The organism is Streptomyces sp. MK7 (assembly GCF_032658145.1).
Lineage (GTDB): Bacteria > Actinomycetota > Actinomycetes > Streptomycetales > Streptomycetaceae > Streptomyces > Streptomyces spiralis.
Window position 1 is genome coordinate 14,098 of sequence record NZ_JAVACL010000002.1, and the last position, 25,272, is coordinate 39,369.

At 73.4% G+C, this 25,272-nt stretch carries 16 protein-coding genes; 4 read left to right on the forward strand and 12 right to left on the reverse strand.

Going from position 1 to position 25,272, the window contains the following annotated elements; translation table 11 throughout:
* The first annotated feature begins 394 nt into the window (after positions 1 to 394).
* The gene (glpK, locus tag R2S09_RS02770) at positions 395 to 1,915 is read left to right on the forward strand and encodes a glycerol kinase GlpK (protein ID WP_316739628.1); all 1,521 of its coding nucleotides are present in this window, start codon (positions 395 to 397) and stop codon (positions 1,913 to 1,915) included.
* Positions 1,916 to 2,019: 104 nt separating this feature from the next.
* Here the strand turns inward: glpK and R2S09_RS02775 are convergent, their stop codons facing one another.
* From R2S09_RS02775 to R2S09_RS02795, 5 genes are read right to left on the reverse strand one after another with little or no spacing between them, the layout of a single operon-like run.
* Positions 2,020 to 2,625, reverse strand: coding sequence for an ATP/GTP-binding protein (locus R2S09_RS02775; protein ID WP_306188380.1), 606 nt, complete (start codon positions 2,623 to 2,625; stop codon positions 2,020 to 2,022).
* Entirely contained in the window at positions 2,606 to 6,241 is a 3,636-nt protein-coding gene (locus R2S09_RS02780; protein WP_316739630.1) for a hydantoinase B/oxoprolinase family protein, read from the reverse strand. The genes R2S09_RS02775 and R2S09_RS02780 overlap by 20 nt, the downstream gene beginning before the upstream one ends.
* A gap of 24 nt (positions 6,242 to 6,265) precedes the next feature.
* Positions 6,266 to 6,661 (reverse strand): DUF742 domain-containing protein, encoded by a 396-nt coding sequence (locus R2S09_RS02785; protein ID WP_306188383.1) that lies wholly within the window; start codon positions 6,659 to 6,661, stop codon positions 6,266 to 6,268.
* A 9-nt stretch (positions 6,662 to 6,670) separates the two neighbouring features.
* Positions 6,671 to 7,105, reverse strand: coding sequence for a roadblock/LC7 domain-containing protein (locus R2S09_RS02790; RefSeq protein WP_316739632.1), 435 nt, complete (start codon positions 7,103 to 7,105; stop codon positions 6,671 to 6,673).
* Positions 7,102 to 9,960 (reverse strand): nitrate- and nitrite sensing domain-containing protein, encoded by a 2,859-nt coding sequence (locus R2S09_RS02795; protein WP_316739633.1) that lies wholly within the window; start codon positions 9,958 to 9,960, stop codon positions 7,102 to 7,104. Before R2S09_RS02795 ends, R2S09_RS02790 begins: the two co-directional genes overlap by 4 nt.
* Before the next feature lie 420 nt (positions 9,961 to 10,380).
* Here R2S09_RS02795 and R2S09_RS02800 point away from each other — a divergent pair, with 420 nt between their 5' ends.
* Positions 10,381 to 10,947 (forward strand): hypothetical protein, encoded by a 567-nt coding sequence (locus R2S09_RS02800; RefSeq protein ID WP_306188389.1) that lies wholly within the window; start codon positions 10,381 to 10,383, stop codon positions 10,945 to 10,947.
* Positions 10,948 to 11,058: 111 nt separating this feature from the next.
* Here the strand turns inward: R2S09_RS02800 and R2S09_RS02805 are convergent, their stop codons facing one another.
* The 4 genes from R2S09_RS02805 to R2S09_RS02820 form a co-directional block, all read right to left on the reverse strand.
* Entirely contained in the window at positions 11,059 to 15,810 is a 4,752-nt protein-coding gene (locus R2S09_RS02805; protein WP_316739634.1) for a hypothetical protein, read from the reverse strand.
* Between the two features lie 92 nt (positions 15,811 to 15,902).
* A complete protein-coding gene (locus tag R2S09_RS02810; RefSeq protein ID WP_316739635.1) occupies positions 15,903 to 16,796 on the reverse strand; it encodes a hypothetical protein in 894 nt (297 codons plus the stop codon).
* A 31-nt stretch (positions 16,797 to 16,827) separates the two neighbouring features.
* Complete coding sequence (locus tag R2S09_RS02815) at positions 16,828 to 18,357, reverse strand: hypothetical protein (RefSeq protein WP_316739636.1); 1,530 nt, start codon at positions 18,355 to 18,357, stop codon at positions 16,828 to 16,830.
* 231 nt (positions 18,358 to 18,588) lie between these two features.
* Positions 18,589 to 19,284 (reverse strand): GntR family transcriptional regulator, encoded by a 696-nt coding sequence (locus R2S09_RS02820; protein WP_306188395.1) that lies wholly within the window; start codon positions 19,282 to 19,284, stop codon positions 18,589 to 18,591.
* Positions 19,285 to 19,479: 195 nt separating this feature from the next.
* Between R2S09_RS02820 and R2S09_RS02825 the strand changes: the two genes are divergently transcribed.
* Complete coding sequence (locus R2S09_RS02825; protein ID WP_316739637.1) at positions 19,480 to 20,799, forward strand: MFS transporter; 1,320 nt, start codon at positions 19,480 to 19,482, stop codon at positions 20,797 to 20,799.
* Positions 20,796 to 21,677, forward strand: coding sequence for a putative hydro-lyase (locus R2S09_RS02830; RefSeq protein WP_316739638.1), 882 nt, complete (start codon positions 20,796 to 20,798; stop codon positions 21,675 to 21,677). The genes R2S09_RS02825 and R2S09_RS02830 overlap by 4 nt, the downstream gene beginning before the upstream one ends.
* 307 nt (positions 21,678 to 21,984) lie before the next feature.
* On the opposite strand, the gene R2S09_RS02835 is transcribed toward R2S09_RS02830, so the two are convergent.
* Genes R2S09_RS02835 through R2S09_RS02845 form a run of 3 tightly spaced genes read right to left on the reverse strand, consistent with a single transcriptional unit; the run spans position 21,985 to position 25,141 of the window.
* The gene (locus tag R2S09_RS02835) at positions 21,985 to 22,839 is read right to left on the reverse strand and encodes an SGNH/GDSL hydrolase family protein (RefSeq protein WP_316739639.1); all 855 of its coding nucleotides are present in this window, start codon (positions 22,837 to 22,839) and stop codon (positions 21,985 to 21,987) included.
* On the reverse strand, positions 22,836 to 23,999 hold the full coding sequence (locus R2S09_RS02840) for a glycosyltransferase (protein WP_306188399.1): 1,164 nt from the start codon (positions 23,997 to 23,999) through the stop codon (positions 22,836 to 22,838). Before R2S09_RS02840 ends, R2S09_RS02835 begins: the two co-directional genes overlap by 4 nt.
* Entirely contained in the window at positions 23,996 to 25,141 is a 1,146-nt protein-coding gene (locus R2S09_RS02845; RefSeq protein WP_316739640.1) for a glycosyltransferase family 1 protein, read from the reverse strand. The genes R2S09_RS02840 and R2S09_RS02845 overlap by 4 nt, the downstream gene beginning before the upstream one ends.
* Positions 25,142 to 25,272 lie beyond the last annotated feature (131 nt).

Sequence of the window (25,272 nt, forward strand, 5' to 3'; positions counted from 1 at the left end):
GAGGACGCCGCCTGGCCCGGCAGCGACCCGGGCGCGCCCGCTGTCACTGTCGCCGTCGGGCGCCTTGACGCTCCTTGTGCACGGGTGAACACTTTCCGTGCCAGTCGTCGTCCCCGCGCGTCTCCGGCGCGTCCTGGTCGGTTCCCGATGCACGGCCCGCACGCCCCCGGCCTCCTCCACGGGCGATCCGGCTGCCACGGCACGCACGTCACGCACCTTGTCGGCCATCTCGCGCAGTCCGCCGCACTACTGGGACAAACTGATACGAGCGAGGGCGGAAAGGTTGAAACCTCTCCGATCTCCCGCCTCCGCGCACCGCTTCCGTCGATCGGAGGTACGCCCGCGGGCGTCGACCACACCGCAGCATTCCGACCCTCGCCACCAAGGGGTAGCCATGACGGACAACGCCGAGAAGTACGTGGCCGCAATCGACCAGGGCACCACCTCCAGCCGCTGCATCATCTTCGACCACAGCGGGGCCGTCGTCGCCGTCGACCAGCGCGAACACCGCCAGATCTTCCCCAAGCCGGGCTGGGTGGAGCACGACGCCACCGAGATCTGGTCGAAGGTGCAGGCGGTGGTCGCGGGCGCGGTCGCCAAGGCCGGGCTTCGCGCCGACCAGCTCAGCGCGCTGGGCATCACCAATCAGCGCGAGACGACCGTGCTGTGGGACCGCGCCACCGGCAAGCCCGTGCACAACGCGATCGTCTGGCAGGACACCCGCACCGCGGCCCTGTGCAACCAGCTCGGCGGCTCCATCGGACAGGATCGATTCCGCGAGCAGACCGGGCTACCGCTCGCCAGCTACTTCTCGGGGCCGAAGGCGGCCTGGCTGCTCGACAACGTGGCCGGTCTGCGCGACCGGGCCGAGCGTGGCGAACTCGCCTTCGGCACCATCGACTCCTGGCTCATCTGGAACCTCACCGGCGGCACGGACGGCGGCCGGCACGTCACCGACGTCACCAACGCCGGCCGCACCATGCTCATGAACCTGGAGACCCTCCAGTGGGACGAGTCCATCCTGTCCGCCATGAACGTGCCCGTGGCGATCCTGCCCGAGATCAGGTCCTCCTCCGAGGTGTACGGGACCGCCGTCGGCCAGCTGGGGGGCGTACCGGTGGCATCGGCCCTGGGGGACCAGCAGGCGGCCGTGTTCGGCCAGGCCTGCTACGACGTGGGGGACGCCAAGAACACCTACGGCACCGGCAGCTTCCTGCTGCTGAACACCGGGAACCGGCCCGTGCCGTCCAAGAGCGGTCTGCTCACCACCATGGGCTACAAGATCGGCGACGAGCCGCCGGTCTACTGCCTGGAGGGGGCCATCGCGATCACCGGCGCGCTGGTGCAGTGGTTCCGCGACCAGCTCGGCATCATCCGCACCGCGGACGAGATCGAGCCCCTCGCGGCAAGCGTGGCGGACAACGGCGGGGCGTACATCGTGCCCGCGTTCTCCGGCCTGTTCGCGCCGTACTGGCGTTCGGACGCGCGCGGGGTGGTCACCGGCCTGACCCGGTACGTGACCAAGGCGCACCTTGCGCGGGCGGTGCTGGAGGCCACCAGCTGGCAGACGCGCGAGGTCGTGGACGCCATGTACCAGGACTCCGGGGTGAAGCTCACCACCTTGAAGGTCGACGGCGGCATGACCAAGAACAACCTGCTGATGCAGCACCAGGCGGACGTTCTCGGCGTCCCGGTGATCCGGCCCAGGGTCTCGGAGACCACCTGTCTGGGCGCCGCCTACGCGGCCGGGCTCGCGACGGGCGTCTGGAACGACCTCGACGAACTCAAGTCCCACTGGCAGATGGACGCCGAGTGGACTCCGTCCATGGAGGCCTCGGTCCGCGACCGCGAGTACCACAACTGGCGCAAGGCAGTGGAGAAGAGCTTCGGATGGCTCGAGGACGGAGAGGGCTGACCCGCGGTTGAACCGTCGTGACGCACGCGCGCGTGCCCATGGATCGCGGCCCGTACCCCGGTCGGCGGGGGTACGGGCCGTGCGGCGTCCGCCCGGTGGCGGCGTCAGGTGGTGACGGCCTGGCGGCGCTCCGCGGCAAGCGCCATCGCGTGCCGGACGACCCCGATGAGGACCGCCTTGACCGACTCCCGGTCGCGGGCGTCGCACAGCAGCACCGGGACGTCGTCGTCGAGGTCGAGGGCCCCGCGGACGGCCTCGACCGCGTAGCGGGGGGCTCCGTCGAAGCAGTTGACGCCGACCAGGAAGGGGATGGAGCGCCGTTCGAAGTAGTCGACGGCGGCGAAGCAGTCCTCCAGGCGGCGGGTGTCGGCCAGCACCACCGCGCCGAGCGCGCCCTCGGACATCTCGTCCCACATGAACCAGAAGCGCTCCTGTCCGGGCGTCCCGAAGAGGTAGAGCACCAGGTCCTCGCGGAGCGTGATCCGGCCGAAGTCCATGGCCACGGTGGTGGTGTGCTTCGCCTCCACACCGCTGACGTCGTCGACCGGGCGGCCCGCCTCGGTGAGCAGTTCCTCGGTGCGCAGCGGCCTGATCTCGCTGACCGCGCCGACGAGGGTCGTCTTGCCCACGCCGAAACCACCGGCCACCAGGATCTTGAGCGTGACGGGCTCCACCGGGGGCTTGCCGCGCTCAGAACGCCCGAAGATCATCGACTTCTTCTCCTGCTTGACGGGGGTCGGGCGGCGGGCCGTAGCCCCCGCCGCCGGGGGTTTCGATGACGAGTACGTCGCCGGGGGCGACGTCCGCCGAGTCACTGCCGCCGAGTTCGACGACGGTGCCGTCCGCGCGCTCCACCCGGCTCGCGCCCCGTGTGCCGGGCTCGCCGCCCGCCATGCCGTACGGCGGAATCCTTCGGTGCTGGGACAGCGTGGAGACGGTCATGGCCTGAAGGAACCGGATGCGGCGTACCGCGCCGTCCCCGCCGCGCCAGCGGCCGGCGCCGCCGCTGCCGCGCCGGACCGAGAACTCCTCCAGGCGCACCGGCAGCCGCCATTCGAGGACTTCGGGATCGGTGAGCCGGGAGTTGGTCATGTGGGTCTGGACGACGCTCGCGCCGGGGAAGCCGTCGCCCGCCCCGGAGCCCGAGGCGACGGTCTCGTAGTACTGGTGGCGTTCGTTGCCGAAGGTGACGTTGTTCATCGTCCCGGAGCCCTCCGCCTGGACACCGAGCGCGGCGTACAGCGCTCCGGTGATGGCCTGGGAGGTCTCCACGTTGCCCGCCACGACGGCGGCAGGCGGTTCGGGGCTGAGCATCGAGCCGGGCGGTACGACGATCTTCAGGGGCCGCAGACAGCCGTCGTTGAGCGGGATGTCGTCGGCGACCAGGGTGCGGAAGACGTACAGGACGGCCGCGTCGACGACGGAGAGCGGCGCGTTGAAGTTGGTGTCCAGTTGCGGTGAGGTGCCGGTGAAGTCGATCGCCGCCGACCGGTGCGCGCGGTCCACTCGGACGCGGACCCGGATGACCGCGCCCGAGTCGGTCTCGTACGCGTACTCGCCGTCGTCGAGGGCGTCGATGACCCGGCGGACGGCCTCCTCGGCGTTGTCCTGGACGTGCCGCATGTAGGCCTGGACGACGTCGAGTCCGAACTCCTCGATCATGCGGGCGACTTCGTCGACGCCCTTCTGGTTGGCCGCGATCTGGGCGCGCAGGTCGGCGAGGTTGGTGTCCGGGTTGCGGGAGGGGTATGGCCCCGCGGTCAGCAGCCCGTGGGTCTCCTCCTCGCGCAGCCGGCCACCCTTCGCGAGCAGCCAGTTGTCGAAGAGCACGCCCTCCTCGTCGATGGTGCGGCTGTTCGCGGGCATGGAGCCCGGCGCGATGCCGCCGATCTCGGCGTGGTGGCCGCGGGAGGCGACGTAGAAGAGGATCCGGTCACCGTGCGTGTGCGAGGTGTCGAAGACCGGGGTGATGACGGTGACGTCCGGCAGGTGGGTGCCGCCGTGGTAGGGGTCGTTGACCGCGTAGGTGTCCCCCGGCCGCATCCGGGGGCCGCGGCGGTGGATGACCTCCTTGACACTGGTGCCCATCGAGCCCAGGTGGACGGGGATGTGCGGGGCGTTGGCCACCAGGTTTCCGTCCGGGTCGAACAGGGCGCAGGAGAAGTCGAGGCGCTCCTTGATGTTGACGGACTGGGCCGTGGACTGGAGCCGGGCGCCCATCTGTTCGGCGATGGACATGAAGAGGTTGTTGAAGACCTCGAGCATGACCGGGTCGGCTTCCGTACCGAGATCGGAACTCTGCGTAACCGCCGTGCGTTCCATGACCAGATGCCCGTCGTCGGTGGCCACGGCCTGCCAGCCGTCGTCGACGACGGTCGTCGCACTGGCCTCGGTGATGATCGCCGGGCCGGTGACGGTGACACCGGGGGCCAGGTCCTCCCGGCGGTGCAGGGGTACGTCGCGCCAGGCGCCGCCGGTGTGGAGACGGACGGTCTCCGCGCCCGCGGGGCGGACGGCGCGGGCAGGTCGGTAGGGGGCGAGGGCGGACAGATCGGGGGGTTCGGTGATGCCGGTGGCTTCCACGGAGAGGGCTTCGACGACGATCGGGCGGTCGAGCGTGAAGGAGTACGTGGCGCGATGACGTTCTTCGAAGGCGTGCCTCATGGTGTCGGGCTCGGTGAGCTCGACGGTGAGGGTGGTGTCGGTGCCGTCGTAGCGCAGCTGGGCGCGCCGGGTGACTCGGATGTGCTCCTCGGGGATGTCCTCGGCCAGCAGTTCGGCGCGGGCCGCGCCCTCCAGGTCGTCGGCGGTCTTCAGGACGCCCGGCATCGCGGCGGGCTCCAGGTGTGCCTCGACCGACTGCTCACGCATGGCGGTGGTGTCGGCGAGGCCCATGCCGAGCGCGGACAGGACGCCCGCCATGGGCGGGACGAGGACGGTGCGGATGCCGAGCGAGTCGGCGACCATGCAGGCGTGCTGCCCGCCCGCACCACCGAAGGTGGTGAGGGCGTAGCGGGTGACGTCGTGCCCCTTCTGCACGGAGATCCGCTTGACCGCGTTGGCGATGTTGGCGACGGCGATCCGGAGGTAGCCCTCGGCGACCTGCTCCGGGGTGCGGTCGTCGCCGGTCTGCTCGCGGATCTCGTGGGTGAGGGCGGTGAACCGGTCGCGGACGAGCTCCCGGTCGAGGGGCTGGTCGCCGTCGGGTCCGAAGACCTTGGGGAAGTGCTCCGGCTGGATGCGGCCGAGCATGACGTTGGCGTCGGTGACGGCGAGCGGGCCGCCGCCGCGGTAGCAGGCGGGTCCCGGGTCGGCCCCCGCCGAGTCCGGGCCCACCCGGTAGCGGGAGCCGTCGAAGTGGAGTACGGAGCCGCCGCCGGCGGCCACGGTGTGGATGTCCAGCATGGGGGCCCGCAGCCGGACGCCCGCGATCTGCGCGGTGAAGACGCGTTCGTACACACCCGCGTAGTGGGAGACGTCGGTGGAAGTGCCGCCCATGTCGAAGCCGATGACCCGTTCGAAGCCGGCGAGCCGGGACATGCGGGCCATGCCGACGATGCCCCCCGCGGGCCCGGACAGGACGGCGTCCTTGCCCCGGAACTGCCCGGCCTCGGCGAGGCCGCCGTTGGACTGCATGAACATCAGCCGGACGTGCCGCAGTTCCTCGGCGACGTGCTGGACGTAGCGGCGCAGCACGGGCGACAGGTAGGCGTCGACGACGGCGGTGTCCCCGCGCGGGACAAGTCTCATCAGCGGGCTGACCTCGCTGGACAGCGAGATCTGCGGGAAGCCGATGCGCGTGGCCAGCTCGCCGACGGCCCGCTCGTGGGCGGGGTGCAGATGGCTGTGCAGGCAGACGACGGCGACGGCGCGGATCCCGTCGTCGTACGCCTGCTGGAGGGGCCCGGCGAGGGCGTCCAGGTCGGGCGCGCGCAGTACGGTGCCGTCCGCCGCGATGCGTTCGTCGACCTCGAGGACCCGTTCGTGGAGCAGTTCCGGCAGGTCGATGCGGCGGGCGAAGATGTGCGGGCGGTTCTGGTAGGCGATGCGCAGGGCGTCGCGGAAGCCCCGGGTGACGACGAGGACGGTCCGCTCGCCCTTGCGTTCCAGCAGGGCGTTGGTGGCCACGGTGGTGCCCATGCGGACGGACTCGACGGGGTCCGGGGAGTCGGCGAGGAGTGCGCGGACCCCGGCGACGGCCGCGTCGGCGTACCGCGCCGGGTTGTCGGACAGCAGCTTGTGGGTGACCAGACGGCCGTCGGGGCGCCGCGCGACGATGTCGGTGAAGGTGCCGCCCCGGTCGACCCAGAACTGCCAGGCTGCCATGTCGTCACCCCGCTTCCGCGCCGCTCACAGCGCCCGCAGGCCGTTGATCACGTCGCGGAGAATACTTTCGTCCGGCAGTTCGGCGGGCGGCACCGGGCGGCTCACGTGGACGTACTCCTCGTCCACGAGGTCACCGATGAGGACGCGCACCACACCGATGGGCAGGTCGAGTTCCGCGGCGAGTTCGGCGACCGACTGCGGAGTGTCGCGGCACAGCTCGACGATGTCCACGTGTTCCGGGGACAATGCGTGGTCCGCCTCCGGGTCCTCGACATGGGGTTCCGTGACGACCACCGCGATCAGGTCGAGGCGGTGCTGGGCCGCATGGCTGGTGCGGCCCCGTGTCATGGCGTACGGGCGGACCACCGGTCCGGCTTCGTCGTCGAACCAGTGGCTTGTTGCCTGACCGTCTCCGCTCATGTCATCCCACTACCCGCCGGAGGGCAGATCGGTGCGTGGAGCGGCCCCCAGATGTACGCCGACCCGTTTGACGAGGAGCGTCATCTCGTAGGCGACCTGGCCGACGTCGGAGTCGGCGTCCGACAGGACGGCGAGGCAGCTGCCGTCACCGGCGGCGGTCACGAACAGGAAGGCGTCGTCCAGCTCGACGACGGTCTGCCGGACACCGCCGGCGTCGAAGTGCCGGCCCACACCCTTGGCGAGGCTGTGGAAGCCGGAGGCGACGGCGGCCAGGTGCTCGCTGTCCTCCCGGGTCAGGTCCTCGGACACCCCCGTCGGCAGGCCGTCCCCGGAGAGCACGATGGCCTTGCGGATACTTGCGACCCGGTCCACGAGGTCGTCGAGGAGCCAGTTCAGCTCCCGTTTGTCGGTCGTGGTGTGGCCGGTCGCCTTCGGTGCGGTCATCGACCGTCCCCCTTAGTCGTTCCTGGTGCGGTGCTGCTAGTCGTTCCTGGTGCGGTGCTGCCGCCGCGGGCGTCGTCGGCCGCGGCGTTCTCCTCACGGCCGCGCTGCCAGCCGCGCTGGAGCGAGGCCATACGGCTGCGTACCTCGTCGGCGTCCCGGTCGACGGGGTCGGCCCGGTCCTCGGTGCGCCGCTCGGATGTCTGCCTGAGTTGCGGGGCGAGGTTCGCCTGCCGCACCCGCCGGGGCAGCTGCCCCGCGTCGGGCGCGGGCTCGCCGGACGCTGTGGCGGCCTCGCCGCCGGTGTCGTCGGGCCGGTCGGTGGGGAGAGCGGGCCGTCGGGCGCGCTGCGGAAGGTCGGGCAGCTCCCCGGCCGCCTCGCCGTGGGCCGGGGACCTCTCGCCGGCGGCCGGAGACGTCTCAGAGGTGCCCTGCCCGCCGGGGCCGTCCGCCGCCCGGCCGGCCGGCCTCAGCGGTGTCTCGCCGCGACGGCGGGCGGGCAGCGGGACGGCGGGGTCCGATTCGCTCTGGCCGCCGCCCGTGAGCGGCTTGTCGTCGGCTCGCTCGCGGCGGGACCGCTGCTCGGTGACCGGGCGCCCGTGGGAGCTGACCAGCTTGGGGGTCCGGCGTCGGGGCAGCTGTATCGGAAGGCTGTCGTCCTCGTCCTCGGGGATGCGCTCCGGTGTGCCGCGCAAGCCGGTGCCCTGCCGGGGCCGGCCGGGCTGGCGGGGTCGGAACAGACCGCCGCCTTCGCTGTCCTCGTCGTCGAGGGCGCCCGGGAAGTCCTCGATGGCGTCCAGATCGACGGGCGCCTCCAGTTCCACCGGTCCGTCCAGGAGCGAGACCGGCAGTCCCGGAAGCTGTACGGGGCCCGGGGAGAGGGCGGCTCTGCGGTTCTCCTCCCGCTCGGTCTTCCCGCTGGTTTGGTCTCGGTCGAGCCGGAAGCCGATGCCGTTGGTGTCGGGGACGTCGTCCGTGAGCAGCGCGTCGGGAATGAAGACGACGGCGGTGGTGCCGCCGTACGGGGAGGGCTGGAGCGAGACGCGGACGTTCTGCCGCTGGGCGAGCCGGCTGATGACGAACAGGCCGAGCCGGTCGGTGTCGGAGAGTTCGAACTCCGGGGTCTCGGCCAGCCGGAGGTTGGCATCCAGCAGCGTCTCGGCGGCCATGCCCAGACCCCGGTCGTGGATCTCCAGGGTGAAGCCGTTGGCGACCCGTTCGCCGAGGACCTGCACGGCCGTGTGCGGCGGGGAGAACACCGTTGCGTTCTCCAGGAGTTCGGCGACGAGATGGGTGAGGTCGGCGACGGCGGAGCCGGTCAGGGCGACCCGGGGCAGCCGGCGGACCTCGATGCGCTCGTAGTCCTCGACCTCGGCGACGGCGGCGCGTACGACGTCCATCAGCTGCACGGGTTTGCGCCACTGCCGGGAGGGGGCGGCGCCGGAGAGGATCACCAGGCCCTCGGCGTGCCGGCGCATACGGGTGGTCAGGTGGTCCAGGCGGAACAGGTCGGCCAGTTCCTCGGTGTCCTCGGTCCGGCGCTCCATGGCGTCGAGGAGGGTGAGCTGCTTGTGGAGCAGTACCTGGCTGCGGCGGGCGAGGTTGACGAAGACCTCGGAGACGCCGGCCCGCAGTTCGGCCTGCTTCACGGCGGCTTCGACGGCGGCCCGTTGCAGGGTGTTCAGGGCCTGGCCGACCTCGCCGATCTCGTTCTTGTCGTATTCGAGGCGGGGTACCTCGGTCTCCACGTCGACCTGTTCGCCGGCCGACAGGCGGCGCATCACGCTGGGCAGGCGGACACCGGACGCTTCGTGGGCGTCCAGGCGCAGTTGCCGGAGGTCGCGGATGAGGCCGCGGCCGATGCGTATGGACAGGAAGAGGGAGAAGAGCAGGGCGATCAGACCGAGGACACCGGCCACGGCCGCCTGCAGGATGACGTGCATGGCGACCGGGTGCACCCGGCCCTGGAAGCGGTCGTCGGCCTGGTCGTCGAGGGTGCCGAGGTCATCGAGCGCATCGGCGGCGGCGGTGTCCCAGCTCTTCGCGCTCACGCCCCGCGGCGTGCCGGAGCTGGTGGAGGCGGCGGCCTGCTCGGCCGTCCGCAGCGGGGCGGAGGCGGCGTTCGCCCAGAACCGCTGGTAGCGGCCGCGTTCGGAGGCCGGCAGCAGCGGCAGGCTGACGTCGTAGAGCAGGGAGCGCTGGGCCATGAGCTCGGAGATGTCGCGGCTCTCGTCCCGGGTGAGGGTGCCGACCACCAGGGAGGAGCCGAGCAACGCGTCCTCGCGGGAGAGGAGTTCGCGGGCCCGGGCCAGGTTGACCAGGGCGCGGTACTGCTTGTCCAGGTCGACGTCGTCGACGACGTGGAGGTCGGCGAGCAGGACGTAGCAGGGGTCGACCAGGCGGTTGTAGAGGTCGAGCGCCTGGGCGCGTCCTACGCTGCGGTCCTCGACGCCGCGGCGCAGGGAGTCGAGGCTGTCGAAGGCGTCCAGGGCGGCGGTCAGCCGTCCGGAGCTGCCGGTGCCCAATGCGTCGCGGACGTCGGCGTTCTCGGCGTTCCGGCGGAGCTCGGCCACGGCCTTGTCGGTGGCGGCCCGGCTGCGCTGCAGCGCGGCGAGACCGTCGGAGGCACGGGGGTCGGCGAGGTGGACGAGGGTCTGGCGGCGCTCCTGCTGCAGGACGCGGACGGTGTCCTCGGTGGGGTAGGCGATCTTCTCCACCACGGACGAGGCGTCGAACAGCTGGGTCGCCTGGCGCCCTGTGATCACCGTCGCGAAGGCCCAGATGGCGGCCAGGGACAGCAGCGGCACGAGAAGCAGCGCCACGATCTTCCGGCGGATGGACTTCCCGCGAAAGCGCATGGCCTCCCCCAGCTCGACCCCCGGCCGGCCGGGGGTACACATGTGCGTCAACAAACGGCGCGAGCCTACTACCGACGCACAGGTAACTCGAAGACCCGACCGGAAGATGAACTTCCGTTCCGATGGCGCGAGATGGCGAGTTGTCCGGGCATTGCGGGAGATGGCGCCCGTGGACGTGGAGATGGCAGGCCTGCCGGAACAGGTCGGCCGGCCCGGCCGGTTGGCCGATATTTTTCGCCCGCCGGGAATCTTCGTGGTGCTTCGTTCGTCCTTATCCATGGGGCATCGGGGCGGAATGGGCCACTGGAGCCGCATCCCGCACCTCGGCGGCGTAAAGCGACGCAAGCCGGGCAGTCAGTGGGGAGCCGGTTCTTCGGACACAGGGCGAGCGGCCTGCCGGCGGTGGGGAGTGACACGTTGATGGGCACGGTGGAGCGGCGCGAGCGGGCCGCCGACAGCGGTGGGGAGCCGCGGACGGTGGCACGGCAGGCGCCCGAGGTACCTGATCGCGACATTCCGGCGGTGGGGAGCGCCCGGGCAGGGGCATACGGCCTGCCTGCCGAGGCGGGTGCGAGCGCACCCGTCGAACAGCCCTACTACAAGCCGTTGTGGGTCGAGGAGCCCGCGCGGCGGCGCAGGCTGCCGGATCCCGTGCGCAAGTCGGCCGTGCGCGCGGTGCTGATCATCGCCGTGACGCTCGTCCAGGCCGTGGTGGCCTTCCTGTTCACCCTGGCCGGGTCCTGGCTGGCCTTCCCGATGGTCCTCGGCGGCGTGGCCGGCACGGTGGTGGCCACCTGGGCGGCGCTCGACGTCTGGGTGACCCGCCAGGTGTGGAACCAGCGCTACGGCGTGGTCTCGGCCCCCAGCAGCACCGCGCGGGTTCTGCGGCGCGAACGCCGCAGAACCCGGCGGGAGGAGCGGGCGGCCGAGCGCGCCCAGGAGCGAATACGCCGACGGGGCGGCGCGGGCCGGCTGTCTCACTCCTAGGTCCCGTCGCGGCGCAGTCGGGAGTGTGACGGCGGGGCCTGGCCCGGCCGGCCGCGACCACCTGGCCAGGTCGCTTCATCGGCCCCGGCCAGGCCCCGCCGCCAGGTGCGGCTAGGCGGGACGCTTGTACATCCGTGTCGCCGTGATCTCGCTGTGGACCGACTCTCCGGCGGGGGTCGGCTGGGGCAGGCCCGGGCGCAGGTGTTCCTCCACGCTGATGTACTTCAGCCCGGCCCTGAGGTCGGCGTCGTTGCGGAGGCGGATGACCAGCGGGAACTCCGCCAGCGCCGTCGTGTCGAACAGGCCGGTGGTGTACAGGAGCTGGACGCCGAGCGCGTCGGAGACGGCCCGCTGTAGCTCCAGCAGGTACGTGGCGTTGGCGCGGCCGATGGGATTGTCCAGGAACAGCGTGCCCGCGTGCCGGTGCTTGTCACGGCCGCGGTCGTTGGAGCGCAGCGCGGCCATCGTGCAGTACAGAGCGATGGCAGCGGTGAGCAGCTGACCGCCCGAGAACACGTCGCCCATCTGGCCGACGGGCACACGCTCGGCGCGCAGCACGGCGTCGGGCTTGAGGATCTCCACGGCGACGCCCTTGGGCTGGAGCGCGGCAGCCACCCCGCGCAGCAGCAGGGACATGCCGTCGCGCCGCAGGTCGGAGTTCTTCCTCACGGCGGCCCTGGTCGCCTCGTCGATGACCTCGCCCAGCCGCTCGGTGAGCGTGACCTGATCGGGTTCCTCGAAGCGGATGCGCAGGAACTCCTGCCCCGACCACTCGCCGAGGCCTTCGGGGAGGCGGGACAGGCGCTGGGCGGAGCGGAGGGTGGCGAGGGCCGACTCCACGAGGCCGCGCAGCCGGTCGACGATCGAGTCGCGGTTGCGTTCCAGCTGCGCCAGCTCGTCGGTGAGGACGCGCAGCCGGGGTGCGAAGGCCTCGGCCCACTTCTGGGCGTGCTCGGGCAGGGCGGCGGCGGGCAGCTCGCGGATCTGCTGCCGGGCGGGGGTGCGCACCTGCTCGTAGCGGGTGGAGTTGGCGTGCCGGACGAGGACGTCACCGGCCTCGCGCACCGCGGCCTCGGCGGTGGACAGGTCGGCGGCGCAGCCGCGCAGCGACCGACGGGCCTCGGCGGCGGCCTGCCGGGCCGCCTCCGGGCCGCCCGGGTACGCCTCCGGCTCCTCCTGCTCCTCGTCGACGCTGTGCTCGCGCAGCAGGTCCCGGAGCATGGCGGCGATCTCGTCGAAGCCGCTTGCCGCGTCCTCGGCGGCGCGGTGGGCCTCCAGGAGTTCCGCGTGCGCGCCGCGGGCCTGGGCCAACGCCTCCGTGCGGGTGGCGAGTTCGGCGGTGGCCGTGCGCAGCAGGGCCTGGGCGTGCTCGGCGTCGCGTGGGAGCAGTTCCTCGGGCAGCTCGGTGTGCGCCTCGCCGTCCTCGGGTGCCAGCCGCTCGGCCTCGCCGCGCAGTCGGCCGAGCTGTTCGCTCGCGGACGACATACGCGTCTCCAGGAGCTGCACCAGTTCCTCGGCGCGGGCCGCGGCGGCCTGCCGGGACGGACCGTCGGACCCGTCGGGTGACTCCAGGAGTTGCTCGGCGCGGGTGCGGACCTTGTTGCTCAGCCGGTCCAGTTCGGCGCGGGCCGCGCTCTCGTCGCTCTCCGCGCGGGCCTGTTCGGCGCGCAGATCGGCCCCGACGCCGACCTTCTCGTACACCTGGGAGGCGGCGCGGTAGGCCTCGCGGAGGGCCGGCAGGGACGTCTTCGGCGCGTCCCCGTCGGTCTCGGGCAGGTCGTCGGGGGCTCCGGCGATCTCCGAACGCTCGGCGCGCAGCGCGCGTGCGGTGCGGCGGGCGTCGTCGGCGGCGCGCTGGGCGGCGCGCCGGTCCTCGTCGGCGGCGCGGGCGCGGTCCAGACAGGTCTGGGCGCGGGCCTCCGACTCGGCGGCCTCGTCGGCGAGTTCGCGCAGCCTGGCCTGCCAGCCGGCGCGCTCGCGCAGCCGGAAGGCGAGCCCGGCGAGGGCGTCGGCGGCACGTCGGGCCTTCTGCGCGGCCTCCTGGCGCTCGTCGCGCACCTGTGTGGCCTCGGCGGCGGACTCCTCGGCCTCCGCCCGTACGGTCCGTGCCTCGCCGAGCTCGGTCTCGGCCTCCTCGGCGAACGCGCGGGCGTTGTGGGCGGCCTCGGCGAGTTCGGCCAGCCGCCCGGCCGGACAGCCGGTGCGCCAGGAGGCGAGCCGGGCGGCGAGCTCGCGGTCCTTGCCGAGCCGGGCGGCCATGCGGCGGATCTCCTCGTCCCGCTCGGTCGCCCGCGCGCGCAGCGCCTGCCGCTCCTCGTCGGCGGCGTGCTCGTCGTGCATGGCCGGGTTCGGCGGCACCAGGAAGACATCGGCGTTCGCCGAGTCCGCTGCCGGGGTGGGGGCGAGCAGGGCGGCCGCGGTGCCGACGGCCACGGCGGACCGGGGCAGCAGGGCGGCGTCGGCGAGTGCGTCACGGGCGCGGACGTGGGTGTCCGGGTCGGTGATGATCACGCCGTCGACCAGTTCGGGCCGGGCGGCCAGCACGCGCGCGTGGTCGGCGGGGTCGACGGCCTGGGCGAGGTAGCGCCAGCCGGGCAGGGCGGGGATGCCGTGCTCGCCGAGGAACTCGACGGTGGCGAGCACATCGGGGCCGGGCGGGAGCAGGCCGCCGTCGCCGAGCGCGCCCAGGATCCGGGCGTCGTCGGCGGCCGCCGTCCGCAGTTCGAACAGGTGCCGCTCGGCGGAGGAGACGGCGTCGTCGAGGAGTTCGCGCAGCTCGTCGGCGAAGCGGTCCAGGTCCTCGGGGGTGAGGGGCCCTTCGGCGGGCGGGCGCGGCCTGCCCTCGGCCGGGGCGCCCGCCGGGCCCGTGGCTCCGGTGCCGTGCCGCCCGGTTCCGTCGGCGTCGGAGCGCGCCTCGTCCGCCGCCTTTTCCTCCGTTTCGTCGACCGGGGTGCCGGCCGACGCCTCGTCCGATCCCGTCCGGGGAGCGGGTACCGCGGCTCGCCCGGACATGACGGTGCCGGGCAGGCTCAGCAGCTCGGCGAGCCGCTCCTCGGCCGCCAGCGCCTCGGCGATGCGCCGCTCGGCCTCGTAGGCGCGATCCGCCGCCGCGGTGGCGTCGGCCGCGCGGGCCGCGGTGAGCTCGGCGCGGGTCTCGGCGGAGGCCGCCTCGCGCGCGTGCTCCGTGGCCTTCCGGGCGGCCTCGCGGGCCTGGTCCCAGGCGGCGACGGCCGTCTTCTCGGCGTCGCTGGCGGCCAGCGCGGCGCGCGCCGGATCGGCGTCGGGGGCGCTGTCGTCGAGCCAGCCGGCGCGGACGGCCTCGGCGGTCTCCTGCTCGACCTCGGTCAGCCGCTGACGCAGGTGGCCGGCCTCGCTGCGGGCCCGCTGCGCCCCGGTGGCGGCGGCGGTCGCGTCGCGGTGGGCCGTCTCCCCCGCCTCCTGCAGGTGCGCGGACCGCTCGTCGCCCTCGTTGGCGAGGGCTTCGGCGCTCTCCGCGGCCGCGTGCAGGGCCCGTACGAGGTCCACGGCGGCCTTGGCGCGCGCGGCGAGCGCCGGAGCCGCGTCGCGCTCGGCCTCCTGGATGGCGGCGGAGACGCGGGCCACACGGTCGGAGGCGGCCCGGTGGCGCAGTACGGCCTCGGCGGCCTGCCACGCGGAGTGCAGGGTGCGGGCGTCGGCCAGCTCCCGCTTCTGCGCGGCGGCGGACTTCTCGGCGGCGGCCAGGGCCAGCGAGGCGTGCCGGTAGGCGAGTTCGGCGGCGATCAGCGCGCTGCGCTCCCGGGCGCCCTCGGAGTGCGTGACGGCGTAGGCGGCCGCGGTGACGCGCTGGGCGAGGTCGGCCGCACGCACCCGTTCCCGCACGGCCCGGGCGGACAGCCGCCGCGCCAGCGTGCGCGTGCGCCGCTCGGCCGAGGTGTGGATGTCACGCGCGCGGGTGCGGGCCTCGGCGGCCTCGACGATCCGTCCGAGCAGGTCGACCGAGCCCGCGGTGAAGTCCCGTTCGGCGATGAGTTCGGCGCGCCGGCCCAGCTTGTTGCCGAAGCCGCTGACCAGGTCGGCGAGTCCGTCGGTGTCGCGGGTGTCGGTGACTGCGCGCAGCAGCAGGTCCGTGAAGTCGGAGTCCTTCTTCACCGCGAACAGGCCGGCCGCCTCGCCCTCGTCGGCGTTCATCTCCCGCTGGTAGCGGAAGAGTTCCGGGTCGAGGCCGAGGTCTCCCAGGTGCTCCGTCCAGCGCTCGTGGATCTCCTCCCAGTGCACCTCCAGGTGCGGGTAGGCCTTGCCGGCCTCGGTGATCGCGTCACGGAAGCCCTTCATGGTGCGGCGCCGGCCCTGTGCGCCGGAGGTGCCCTCGGCGGGCGGCCGCACGGAGGTGGCCTCGGCGACCGGGAGGTTGTCCAGGGTGAGGCCGGGACCGGGCCGGAAGGAGTACCAGGCCTCGGCGAACTTGCGCGGGTCGCCCGAGACCTGGCGTCCGCGCCACTCGCTCACCTTGCCGACGACCACGCACTCGCCGGTCTGCACGTGCTGCCACTCCAGTGCCACGTGCCCGCAGTCGTCGGCGAGCAGGAACTTGCGCAGTACGCCGGAGCTGGCGCCGCCGAGGGTGTTGCGGTGGCCGGGCAGCATCACCGAGAAGATCAGCTTCAGGAGCACCGACTTTCCGCCGCCGTTCTCCAGGAAGAGCACGCCGGCGGGCGCGGGGCGGCGCGGCGGACCGACCGGCTCCTCCTCGAAGAACTCCACCTGGATGGGCGCGGGGTCGGGCACCGGCTCGCCCACGCCCCGAAGGTCGAGCACGGTGTCGGCGTAGCGCGCACCGGCAGGACCGATGGAGTAGAGGCGGACCCGGGACAGCTCGTACATGGCGGACTCTCGTCAGTCTTCCGGCAGATCGGGGGAGTTCTGGGTTGGGCGGGGGTGAGTGCTGGGCGGGGTGTCGAGTGCGGGGCGGGGGTTCAGTGCTCGGCGGGCGCGGCGTGGAACGGCAGTCCGGCGTCGGCCACCAGGTCCAAGTCGTCGGTGTCCTCGGCGGGCAGCAGGCTCGGGGTGCCGTCGGTCACCGGGACGACGCCCAGGTCGAGGAGTTCGGCCAGGGCGGCACTGCCCGCCATGTCACGCACCTGGAGCTGGTAGCGGGCCGTGGTGCGGTAGGTGCCGCCGCTCTCGTCGCCGGTGCGCTGCAGGAACCCGGAGTCGGTGAGGAAGGCCAGGGCCTTGGCGACGATGCCGGTCGTGGAGGCGGCGGGGCGACGGGCGTCCTTGGTGGCGCCGGTCGCGCTGCGTCTGGCCCAGATCCGCCAGGCCGCCTCCAGTCCGGGCGCGTCGGTGGCCGGGTCGGTGTTCTCGCCCTGTTCCTCGGCGCGCTCCTCCAGACGGCGGCAGGCCTGGCGGACGAAGGCGTCGACTCCGTTGACCGTGACGCGCCCGATGTAGCCGTCGTCGGCCAGGTCTTCGGGGCGCGGGAAGGCCAGGGCGGCCACGGCCAGGTGGGCGAGGCCGTGCAGGAAGCGGTCCCCGGAGTCGGCGGCGGTACGACGCGCGTAGTCACCCATGCGGACGGCGAAGACGGAGTCCTCGGCGGCGGTCACCGCCATGCCCGCGCGTGACGACACCTCCAGCACGACCAGTCCGAGGCCGGCGGCCACGGCGTCCGCGAGGCGTGCGAACGCCGGGTCCTCGCGGTGGCGGCGCAGCAGCTCGGCGTACTCCTGGTCGCGCGCGGGCTGCAGTTTGGGCTGCAGGCCGAAGGCGACGAGCCGGGCCGCGTCGGCCGCGTCGGCGGGGGTGACGGCGCTGGTCGCCGACGGGGCGGGGGTCTCCGCCTCGCTCCACTCGACGTGCTCGCTCACGGGTTGGGCTCCTTGTCACGCTCTTGATCACTCATGCTGCTTCCGTCCGGTCGGCCGCCATGCCGACCGCGTCCAGCAACGCGGTTCCGACGATCAGATCGGCGCCGCCGAACTCGGGGTCGTCCAGCTCGGTGCCGTCGTCCACGGCGAACAGCAGCTTCTCCTCGCCCTGCCGGTAGGCGGTGCCGACGGCCGGGCTGGCCGCGTGGACCGCCAGCAGGGCGACCAGGTAGGGGAGATCGGGGTCCCCGGTGCGCCGGGCCTCGGCCAGCAGTCCGGACAGCCTGCGCGGCGCGTCCGCCGGAAGGTCGAGCAGTTCCGTCGCCGCCGCCAGCTGTTCCTCGCTGAACCGGCTGTCGTCGGGGGTGGCGATCAGATCGGGCTCGGGCATCTCCGCGCCCAGGTGCTCCCGCTCCACGGGCGGGGTGAGCAACAGGTCCACGAGGTCGCCGACCCGGACGGACACCGGTGTGCGCAGCCCGGTGCCGTGCGCGAAGAAGGCGTCCGTGACGCGGATCGCCTGCGTCAGCGGCAGCGGCAGGACCGGCGCGAGCAGGTGGCCGTAGAGGTCCGTTCCGGAGGTGGTCAGGGGGGTGGCGAAGGCTTGGCGGTCCTGCTCGGCGCGGAAGAGGGGGCCGGCCTCCAGCAGCCGGGTCTGCAGCTGGGTGTGCCTGCGGATGCAGTCCTTGACGATGTCGACGAGCTCGGCGGCGCGCCGCTTGTGCTCGGGCTCCTCGGACTCGTCGCGCGCCTTGCGGATGTTGGTCAGGATCGCGTTCTCGTGCCGGTAGCGGTCGGCGACGTGGTCCAGGGCCTCGGTGATCATGTCCGGTACGGCGCGCAGCCAGTCCACCGCGCGGACGTTGCGCCGGGTGGCCTCCAGGGCCCGGCGCAGGGTCTCCGAGTACTGCACGGTGCGGTAGCGGGCCTGTTCGGCGGCGAGCTGGGCGTCGGCGAGGCGGCCGCGGCTGATGAGCACCTCCAGCTTGACCTCGGCGGCGATCTGCGCGCTGGTGACGTCGGTGTCGAGGGCGCCCACGAGGACGTTGACCGCTTCGTCCGTGGTGCGCAGGTAGACGCTGCCGCCGGGGCCGGGCACCTCCTCGATCAGCTTGAAGTCGTAGTCCCGGCGCACGTACGTACCGTCCGGCGCGAACGTGCCGTAGACCGCGCGGAAGCCCCGGTCGACGCTGCCGACGTTGATCAGGTTCTCCAGGACCCAGCGGGCCACCCGCTCGTGCTCGGCGGCCGGCCGCCGCGGGGCCTGGGCGGCGACGCGCGGCAGCAGCCGGGCCACGATCTGCTCGTGGTCGGCGCCGGTGTCGAAGTCCATGTTGAGCGTGACGAGGTCGATGGCGGCGAGCGCGACCTCGGCCATGCCGTACACCGAGTACGCGCCCGCGAGGTTCGCCTTGCGGGTGTCGAGGTCGTGCAGCGGCGCGGTGCAGGCGAGCGCGCGCAGCCTCCGCGCCAGCCCCTCGTCGGCGGCCGGGCCCGGGGCAGGGCGCGGCCCCGCGCTGAGCTGGGGCGGAACACGGTCCGTCGATGCAGGCGAAGTCACGGTGCACAGACTAGGTCCTCGGTCTGACATCGACCCAAACGGCGCAGACTCACCCCCCGGCGCCACCGCGATCGCACCCGGCGCGCGAGTCCCCCGAACCGGCTCCCGGCGCCCGGCTCCGGCTCCCGGCCCCCACCCGCGACCCCCGGCTTCCGGATGCCGGCTCGCGATCCCCGGCTCCGGCCCCGGACTCCCGGCCCGCGACCCCCGACTCCTGCTTCCCGCTCCCCCCTACGCGTCCTCGCCGACGCGCCGCCGGTACACCTCCACGACCTTCTCCAGCGAGTCGTCGAGATAGACGGCGAGCATCTTCTCCGCCCCGTCCCGGTCGCCGGCCTGGAGGGCCTGGAGGATCTGCTGGTTGCGGGTGAGGTACGGCTCGTGCAGCCGTCGCGGGTCGTCCACGACGTGGAAGGCGAGGCGCAGTTCGGCGAAGACGCTGCGCATCAGTTCGTCGGTGCGCTCACTGCCCGCGAGCGCCACCAGTTCGGTGTGGAAGTGGATGTTGGCCGTGCCCAGCTCTTTCCAGTCGCTTTCGCGGGTGGCCCGCCGTCCCTCGGTGACGGCCTCGGCCAGCCCGTCCAGCGCGTACGGCGACGGTCCGAGCCCCCGTACGACGGCGCACTCCACGAGGCGGCGGGTGCGGTAGATGTCCTCGACGTCCTCGACGGTCAGCACCCGCACGAAGACACCGCGGTTCAACTCGTGGACGAGCAGCCGCTCGTGCGTCAGCAGCCGGAACGCCTCGCGCAGCGTGTTGCGGGAGACGCCGAGCGCGCCCCCGATGCTGTCCTCGGACAGCCGGGTGCCGGGCGGGAAGTAGCCGTCGGCGATGCGGCTTCTGAGGATGTCCGAGACGCGCTCGGCGGTGCTGGTGCGGCCCAGCAGGGCTCGGTCGTCGGCCAGTCCCTTCAGCTGCTCTGCCATGCCCGGAATTCAACCGCAGATCCGAGAACGAGACAACGGGGGTATTGAAGGATCGTTCAACGATCCCCTACCTTGCTGGGCACGGCACCGCCCCGTCCCCGCCCACCTGGGCACCGGTGCCGCCGCTTCCGCACGGCACTGCTCACTCACCTGCACCCTCCGTCGCACCCTCCGTCCCTCAACTGCGAGGTGCCCATGAGCACGACCCCTCCACCACAGGCCCTGACCTCCGGCAAGCGCCCCCGTCGCGGTGAACGCGATGCCGGCGACGGCGCGTTGGGCTGGCTGCGGGCCCTGGATCCACGGGGCCGGCGCGCCTTCGCGGGCGCGTTCGGCGGCTATGCGCTGGACTCGTACGACTACTTCACGCTGCCGCTGAGCATGGTGGCGCTGGCCTCGTACTTCGGCCTGGACAGCGGCCAGACGGGCCTGTTCACCACCGTCACCCTGGTGGTGTCCGCGATCGGCGGCGCCGTCGCCGGCGTGGTCGCCGACCGGGTCGGCCGGGTCCGGGCGCTGATGATCACGGTGATCACCTACGCGGTGTTCACCGTCGCCTGCGGTTTCGCGCCCACCTACGACACACTGCTGGTCTTCCGCGCCCTGCAGGGCCTCGGTTTCGGCGGCGAGTGGGCGGTCGGCGCGATCCTGGTCGCCGAGTACGCGAGCGCGAAGAACCGGGGCCGCACGCTCGGCGCGGTGCAGAGCTCCTGGGCGGTCGGCTGGGCGCTGGCCGCGGTCGTCTACACGCTGGTCTTCTCCGTCGCCGGCGACGACCTGGCCTGGCGCGTGATGTTCTGGACGGGCGCGCTGCCCGCGCTGCTGGTGGTGTGGCTGCGCCGCCGTGTGCACGACGCGCCGGAGGCGATGGCGGTGCGCGAACAGAGCGCGCGCAGGGGCTCGTTCACGGCCATCTTCACGCCGGGCACGGCCGGCTCGCCGGGGCTGCTGCGCACCACGGTCTTCGCGGGCCTGCTCTCCACCGGCGTCCAGGGCGGCTACTACACGCTGGCCACATGGGTGCCGACGTATCTGAAGACGGAGCGGGGCCTGTCCGTCGTCGGGACCGGCTCGTACCTGACGTTCCTGATCTCGGGTGCCTTCGCCGGCTATCTGACCGGCGGTCACCTCACCGACCGGCTGGGCCGGCGGCGCAACATCTGGCTGTTCGCGCTGCTGTCGGCCCTGTGCGTCGTGGTCTACGCGAACATCCCGAGCGGTGCGAACACCCTGCTGCTGGTGCTGGGTTTCCCGCTGGGTTTCTGCATGTCGGCGATCTTCAGCGGTTTCGGCTCCTACCTCAGCGAGCTGTACCCGACGGCGGTGCGCGGCACCGGTCAGGGCTTCACCTACAACACCGGCCGGGCCGTCGGCGCGGTCTTCCCCACCCTGGTGGGCTTCCTGGCGGACAGCTGGGGCGTGGGCGGGGCGCTGGTCTTCGGCGCGATCGGCTACGGTCTGGCGGCGCTGGCGCTGCTGGGGCTGCCCGAGACGCGCGGGAAGGAGCTGGCATGAGCCACACGGACGCCACCGGGACCACGCGGGGCGTGCACGTCACGGACTCCCGCCGTCCGGCCGGGGCGCAGGACCTCCCTGTGGTCCTCGTCCACGAGCACGCGCGCGCGTGGAGCCCGCACACGGCCCGGGAACGCTTCCGGGACGGGCTGGCGGGCCCGACGGCCGGGGTCGCCGCCGGGCACACCCAGGTGAACCTGATCTCGGTCCCCGCGGACTGGGCGTACGAGACGCTGCTCTTCTGCCAGCGCAACCCGAAGCCGTGTCCGGTCCTGGACGTCACCGACGCCGGTTCCTTCCGGACCGTCCTCGCCGACGGCGCGGACCTGCGCACGGACCTGCCGCGCTACCGGGTGTGGCGGGAGGGCGAGCTGGTGGACGAGCCGACGGACGTGCGCGGGCACTGGCGCGCTGATCTGGTGACGTTCCTGATCGGCTGCAGCTTCACCTTCGAGTGGGCGCTTTCGTCCGCGGGCGTCCCGATCCGCCACATCGAGCAGGGACGCAACGTCCCGATGTATGTGACGAGCCGTCAGTGCAGGCCGGCCGGGCGGCTGCACGGCCCCATGGTGGTGTCCATGCGTCCGGTGCCGCCGCGCGACCTGCCGGCGGCCATCCGGGAGAGCGGACTGCTCCCGGCGGTGCACGGCAGCCCGGTTCACTGCGGCGATCCGTCCGCGCTGGGCATCGCGGACCTCGGCCGCCCCGACTTCGGGGACCCGGTGGCTGCCGAGCCGGACGACATCCCGGTGTTCTGGGCGTGCGGGGTGACTCCGCAGGCGGCGGTGATGGCCTCCCGGCCGCCGTTCGCCATCACTCACGCGCCGGGGCAGATGTTCCTGACCGACGCCCGCGACGAGCAGTACCGCGTGGCCTAGGTGCCGCAACAGGCAACGTTCGCCCCGTCGCGACGCCCCCACTCGCCGCACTGCCTTGACGGCGTGGGAGGTGCCCCCACTCGCCGCACCGGGCACAAGCCCAAGTACGTCCAGTACGAGGGCTCGCACCCGGCACTCCCTCCGGCCTTCGGCCGGGGGGACCCCAGAGCACGACCGGACGCCGCTCCTTGACGGGCAAACGTTGCCTGCCGCGGCACCAGCGACGAGCCGTACCGCGTGGTCCAGGCAGACACGACCGCCCCCGTAGTCTTCCCGGCCGGCCACCCGACCACCCGGCCACCAGCGGCTACGCCACCTCCGCTGGTGACGGCTCCGCCAGCGGCAGTGCGGCCAGGGCCGCCGACACCGCGGCCGATGCGCGCAGGTCGAGCCGGGACCGGGTGCCGCGGGCGTGGTGGCGCAGGTCGTCGACGGCCAGGGTGAGCAGCTGCGGCAGCAGGTCGGTGCAGCGGTGGGCCACCCAAGCGGTGCCCGCGGTGGCCAGCCACCACAGGCTCCCCCACCGGGTCGGAGCCGGGAACTCCGGCTCCGGCGACGGCGCGGGGCCTGACGCCACGCCCGCCTCGGCGAGCAGCGAGTGGAAGCGGAGGGCGAACTGCCGGTGCCCGCGCTCCGAGGGGTGCAGCCGGTCCGCGCTCCACATCGTCCGGTCGGTGAGCCACTCCCCCTCATCGGCGTGCAGGTGGACGGCCCCGTACCGGTCGGACAGCGCGTGTACGACGGTGTTGACCGCGCCCTGCCTGCGGGCCAGCGGGCGGGCCAGTGCGCTCGGCAGGCCCAGCATGGCCCCCGGATCGGGCAGGCACGCAGTGAGCAGAACGGCGCCCTGGCCGGTGCAGGCCGCGTACACCCGGTCGAGCCGGGCGGCCACGGCACGGATGTCGAAGGTGCGTCGCAGCGTGTCGTTGACACCGACGACGACGGACACGAGGTCGGGCCGCAGCGCCAGGGCGGGCGGTGTCTGCCGTTCCAGCACGTCCCGGGTCTGCGCCCCGCTGACCGCGAGGTTGGTGAACTCCACGGACTCCTCCGCGAGACCGTCCGCCAGCAGCGCGGCCCAGCCGCGCCGGCCGCTGCCGACGGGGACGCCCACCCCCTCGGTCAGCGAGTCACCGAGGGCGACGAACCGGACGGGGCTCATGGCGTCGCTTCCGGGGCGAGCCGGCGGGAGAGCACCGGTGCGTCGTGGGCGGCGAGGAACGCCGTCACGGAGGTGTCCCAGCCGAAGCACTCGGCACGCGCGCGTGCCGCCTGCCTCCGTTCCGGCTCGGGTCGTGCCAGGAGCGCCTCCACGGCGTCCGCGACGGCCTCGCCGCCCTCCCCGGCCGTGGCGCCGGCCGAGCCGATCACCTCCGGCAGCGCGGAGGAGGCACTCGCCACCACGGGCGTACCGCAGGCCATGGCCTCCAGGGCGGCCAGCCCGAACGTCTCGGCCGGCCCGGGAGCCAGGCAGACGTCGGCGCAGGCCTGGAGCGTGCCGAGCAGCGCCCGGTCGGAGACGTGTCCCAGGAAGGTGACCGGCAGCGCGCGTTCCCGCGCCCGCTGCTCCAGCCGGGATCGCAGCGGACCGTCCCCGGCCACCACGAGCACCGCGCGCCGCCCGCGCCGCAGCAGCGTCTCCAGGGTGTCCAGCGCGGTGCCCGGCCTCTTCTCCACCGACAGCCGGGAGCACATCAGCAGCAGCGCCTCGTCCACGCACGCGTGCCGGGCGCGCACCCGCGGGTCGCGCAGCGCCGGATGCCGCTCGGTCAGGTCGACGCCGAGGGGAGCACGTACGACATTGCGCGCGCCGATCCGCACGAACTCCCGCTCGGCGTACTCGGTGGTGCACACCACGCGCGCGTAGGTGTGCGCGGTGCGGATGTTGAGGGCGTCGGCGGCGCGCCGGGACAGATGCTCCGGCAGGCCCCAGGTGCGCAGCACTCCGTCGGCGGACTCGTGCGACACCATCACGGCGGGTATCCGGGCACGCCTGGCCCAGCGGCCGGTCCACCGCAGCGTGGTGCGGTCGCAGACCTCCAGACGGTCGGGGGCCAGCTGCTCCAGCAGGGCGGCCACGCGCCGCCGGTCGGTGAGGACGCGGTAGCCGCCGGTGCCGGGCAGGGGCGGGCCGGGCAGGGTGATCACACGGCCCTGCTCGGTCTCCCGGTCGGTGTGCCGCTCGCCGGGGACGATCAGCACCGGTTCATGGCCGGCCGCCCGGTACCCCTTGCCGAGCTCGCGCAGGGCGGTGCGCAGACCGCCGGAGGCGGGGGCGACGAAGTTCGCGAGCCGGACGATCCTGAGCGGTCCGCCGGTCATGCCGCCACCGCCGTCCGCCGCCCGGCCAGGACCTCGTCGTAGTGCCCGAGGAGCTGGTCGCCGACGGCCGCCCAGGTGCGGCCCTCGACGGTGGCCCGGCCGGCCGTCCCGTACGCCGTCCTGAGCATGGGGTCGGCGGCCAGCGACCGCACCGCCTCCCCTGCGGCGGCCGGGTCGTTCGGCGGGACGAGGAGTCCGGTGCGGCCGTGGGCGACCAGGTCGAGCGGGCCGCCGGCGGCGGGTGCGACGACGGGCACGCCGCAGGCCATGGCCTCCTGCACGGTCTGGCAGAAGGTCTCGAACGGGCCGGTGTGCACGAAGACGTCCAGCGAGGCGAAGAGCCGGGCGAGTTCGGCACCGGTGCGGCGGCCGAGGAAGCGGGCACCCGGCAGGGCCTCGGTCAGGCGTGCCCGGGAGGGGCCGTCGCCCACGACCACGACCCGCACGCCCGGCAGTCCGCAGGCCCCGGCGAGGAGTTCGACCTGCTTCTCGGGGGCGAGCCGGCCGACGTAGCCGACGATCACCTCGCCGTTCGGGGCGAGTGCGCGGCGCAGTGCCTCGTCCCGGTGGTCCGGGTGGAAGCGGACGGTGTCGACACCGCGCGGCCACAGCCTGACCCGGGGCACCCCGTGCGCCTCCAGGTCGCGCAGGGCCGCGCCGGAGGGGGCCAGGGTGCGGTCGGCGGCGGCGTGGACGGAGCGGATGCGGCGCCAGGCGGCGGCCTCCCCCGCGCCCATGTAGGTGCGGGCGTAGCCGGCGAGGTCGGTCTGGTAGACGGCAACGGCCGGGATGCCGAGCCGGGTGGCCGCCGCCATGCCCCGCACACCGAGGACGAACGGGCTGGCCAGGTGGACGAGGTCGGCGCGGTGCTCGCTCAGCGCGGCGGCGACCCGCCTGCTGGGCAGGGCGACGCGGACCTGGGGGTAGCCCGGGAGCGGCAGGGAGGGCACCCGGACGACGGGCACACCGGGGGCGTCGGCGTACGCCGGCTCGGCGCCGGCCTCGGACGGGGCGGCGGTGGCCGGAGCAACCACGAGCGGCGCGTGGCCGCGGGCGGCGAGGTGGCGGGCGGTCTGGAGCGCGCAGTGGGCGACGCCGTTCACATCAGGGGGAAAGGATTCGGTCACGATGACGACACGCATACCGGTGTTGTCGCCGTGCCGGACGTGAACGCGTCAACGTCGATCTTTCCGGCCGAGGAACGTCCCATGAGCGTTGGGCGCCCCACCCGGGCGGGTCAGCCCGTGTCCATGTGCCCCTGCCTCACGGGCAA

Coding starts and splice junctions, on each gene's coding strand:
- glpK (WP_316739628.1), top strand. CDS start 395: ATGACGGACAACGCCGAGAAGTACGTGGCCGCAATCGACCAGGGCACC.
- R2S09_RS02775 (WP_306188380.1), bottom strand. CDS start 2,625: ATGATCTTCGGGCGTTCTGAGCGCGGCAAGCCCCCGGTGGAGCCCGTC.
- R2S09_RS02780 (WP_316739630.1), bottom strand. CDS start 6,241: ATGGCAGCCTGGCAGTTCTGGGTCGACCGGGGCGGCACCTTCACCGAC.
- R2S09_RS02785 (WP_306188383.1), bottom strand. CDS start 6,661: ATGAGCGGAGACGGTCAGGCAACAAGCCACTGGTTCGACGACGAAGCC.
- R2S09_RS02790 (WP_316739632.1), bottom strand. CDS start 7,105: ATGACCGCACCGAAGGCGACCGGCCACACCACGACCGACAAACGGGAG.
- R2S09_RS02795 (WP_316739633.1), bottom strand. CDS start 9,960: ATGCGCTTTCGCGGGAAGTCCATCCGCCGGAAGATCGTGGCGCTGCTT.
- R2S09_RS02800 (WP_306188389.1), top strand. CDS start 10,381: ATGGGCACGGTGGAGCGGCGCGAGCGGGCCGCCGACAGCGGTGGGGAG.
- R2S09_RS02805 (WP_316739634.1), bottom strand. CDS start 15,810: ATGTACGAGCTGTCCCGGGTCCGCCTCTACTCCATCGGTCCTGCCGGT.
- R2S09_RS02820 (WP_306188395.1), bottom strand. CDS start 19,284: ATGGCAGAGCAGCTGAAGGGACTGGCCGACGACCGAGCCCTGCTGGGC.
- R2S09_RS02825 (WP_316739637.1), top strand. CDS start 19,480: ATGAGCACGACCCCTCCACCACAGGCCCTGACCTCCGGCAAGCGCCCC.
- R2S09_RS02830 (WP_316739638.1), top strand. CDS start 20,796: ATGAGCCACACGGACGCCACCGGGACCACGCGGGGCGTGCACGTCACG.
- R2S09_RS02835 (WP_316739639.1), bottom strand. CDS start 22,839: ATGAGCCCCGTCCGGTTCGTCGCCCTCGGTGACTCGCTGACCGAGGGG.
- R2S09_RS02840 (WP_306188399.1), bottom strand. CDS start 23,999: ATGACCGGCGGACCGCTCAGGATCGTCCGGCTCGCGAACTTCGTCGCC.
- R2S09_RS02845 (WP_316739640.1), bottom strand. CDS start 25,141: ATGCGTGTCGTCATCGTGACCGAATCCTTTCCCCCTGATGTGAACGGC.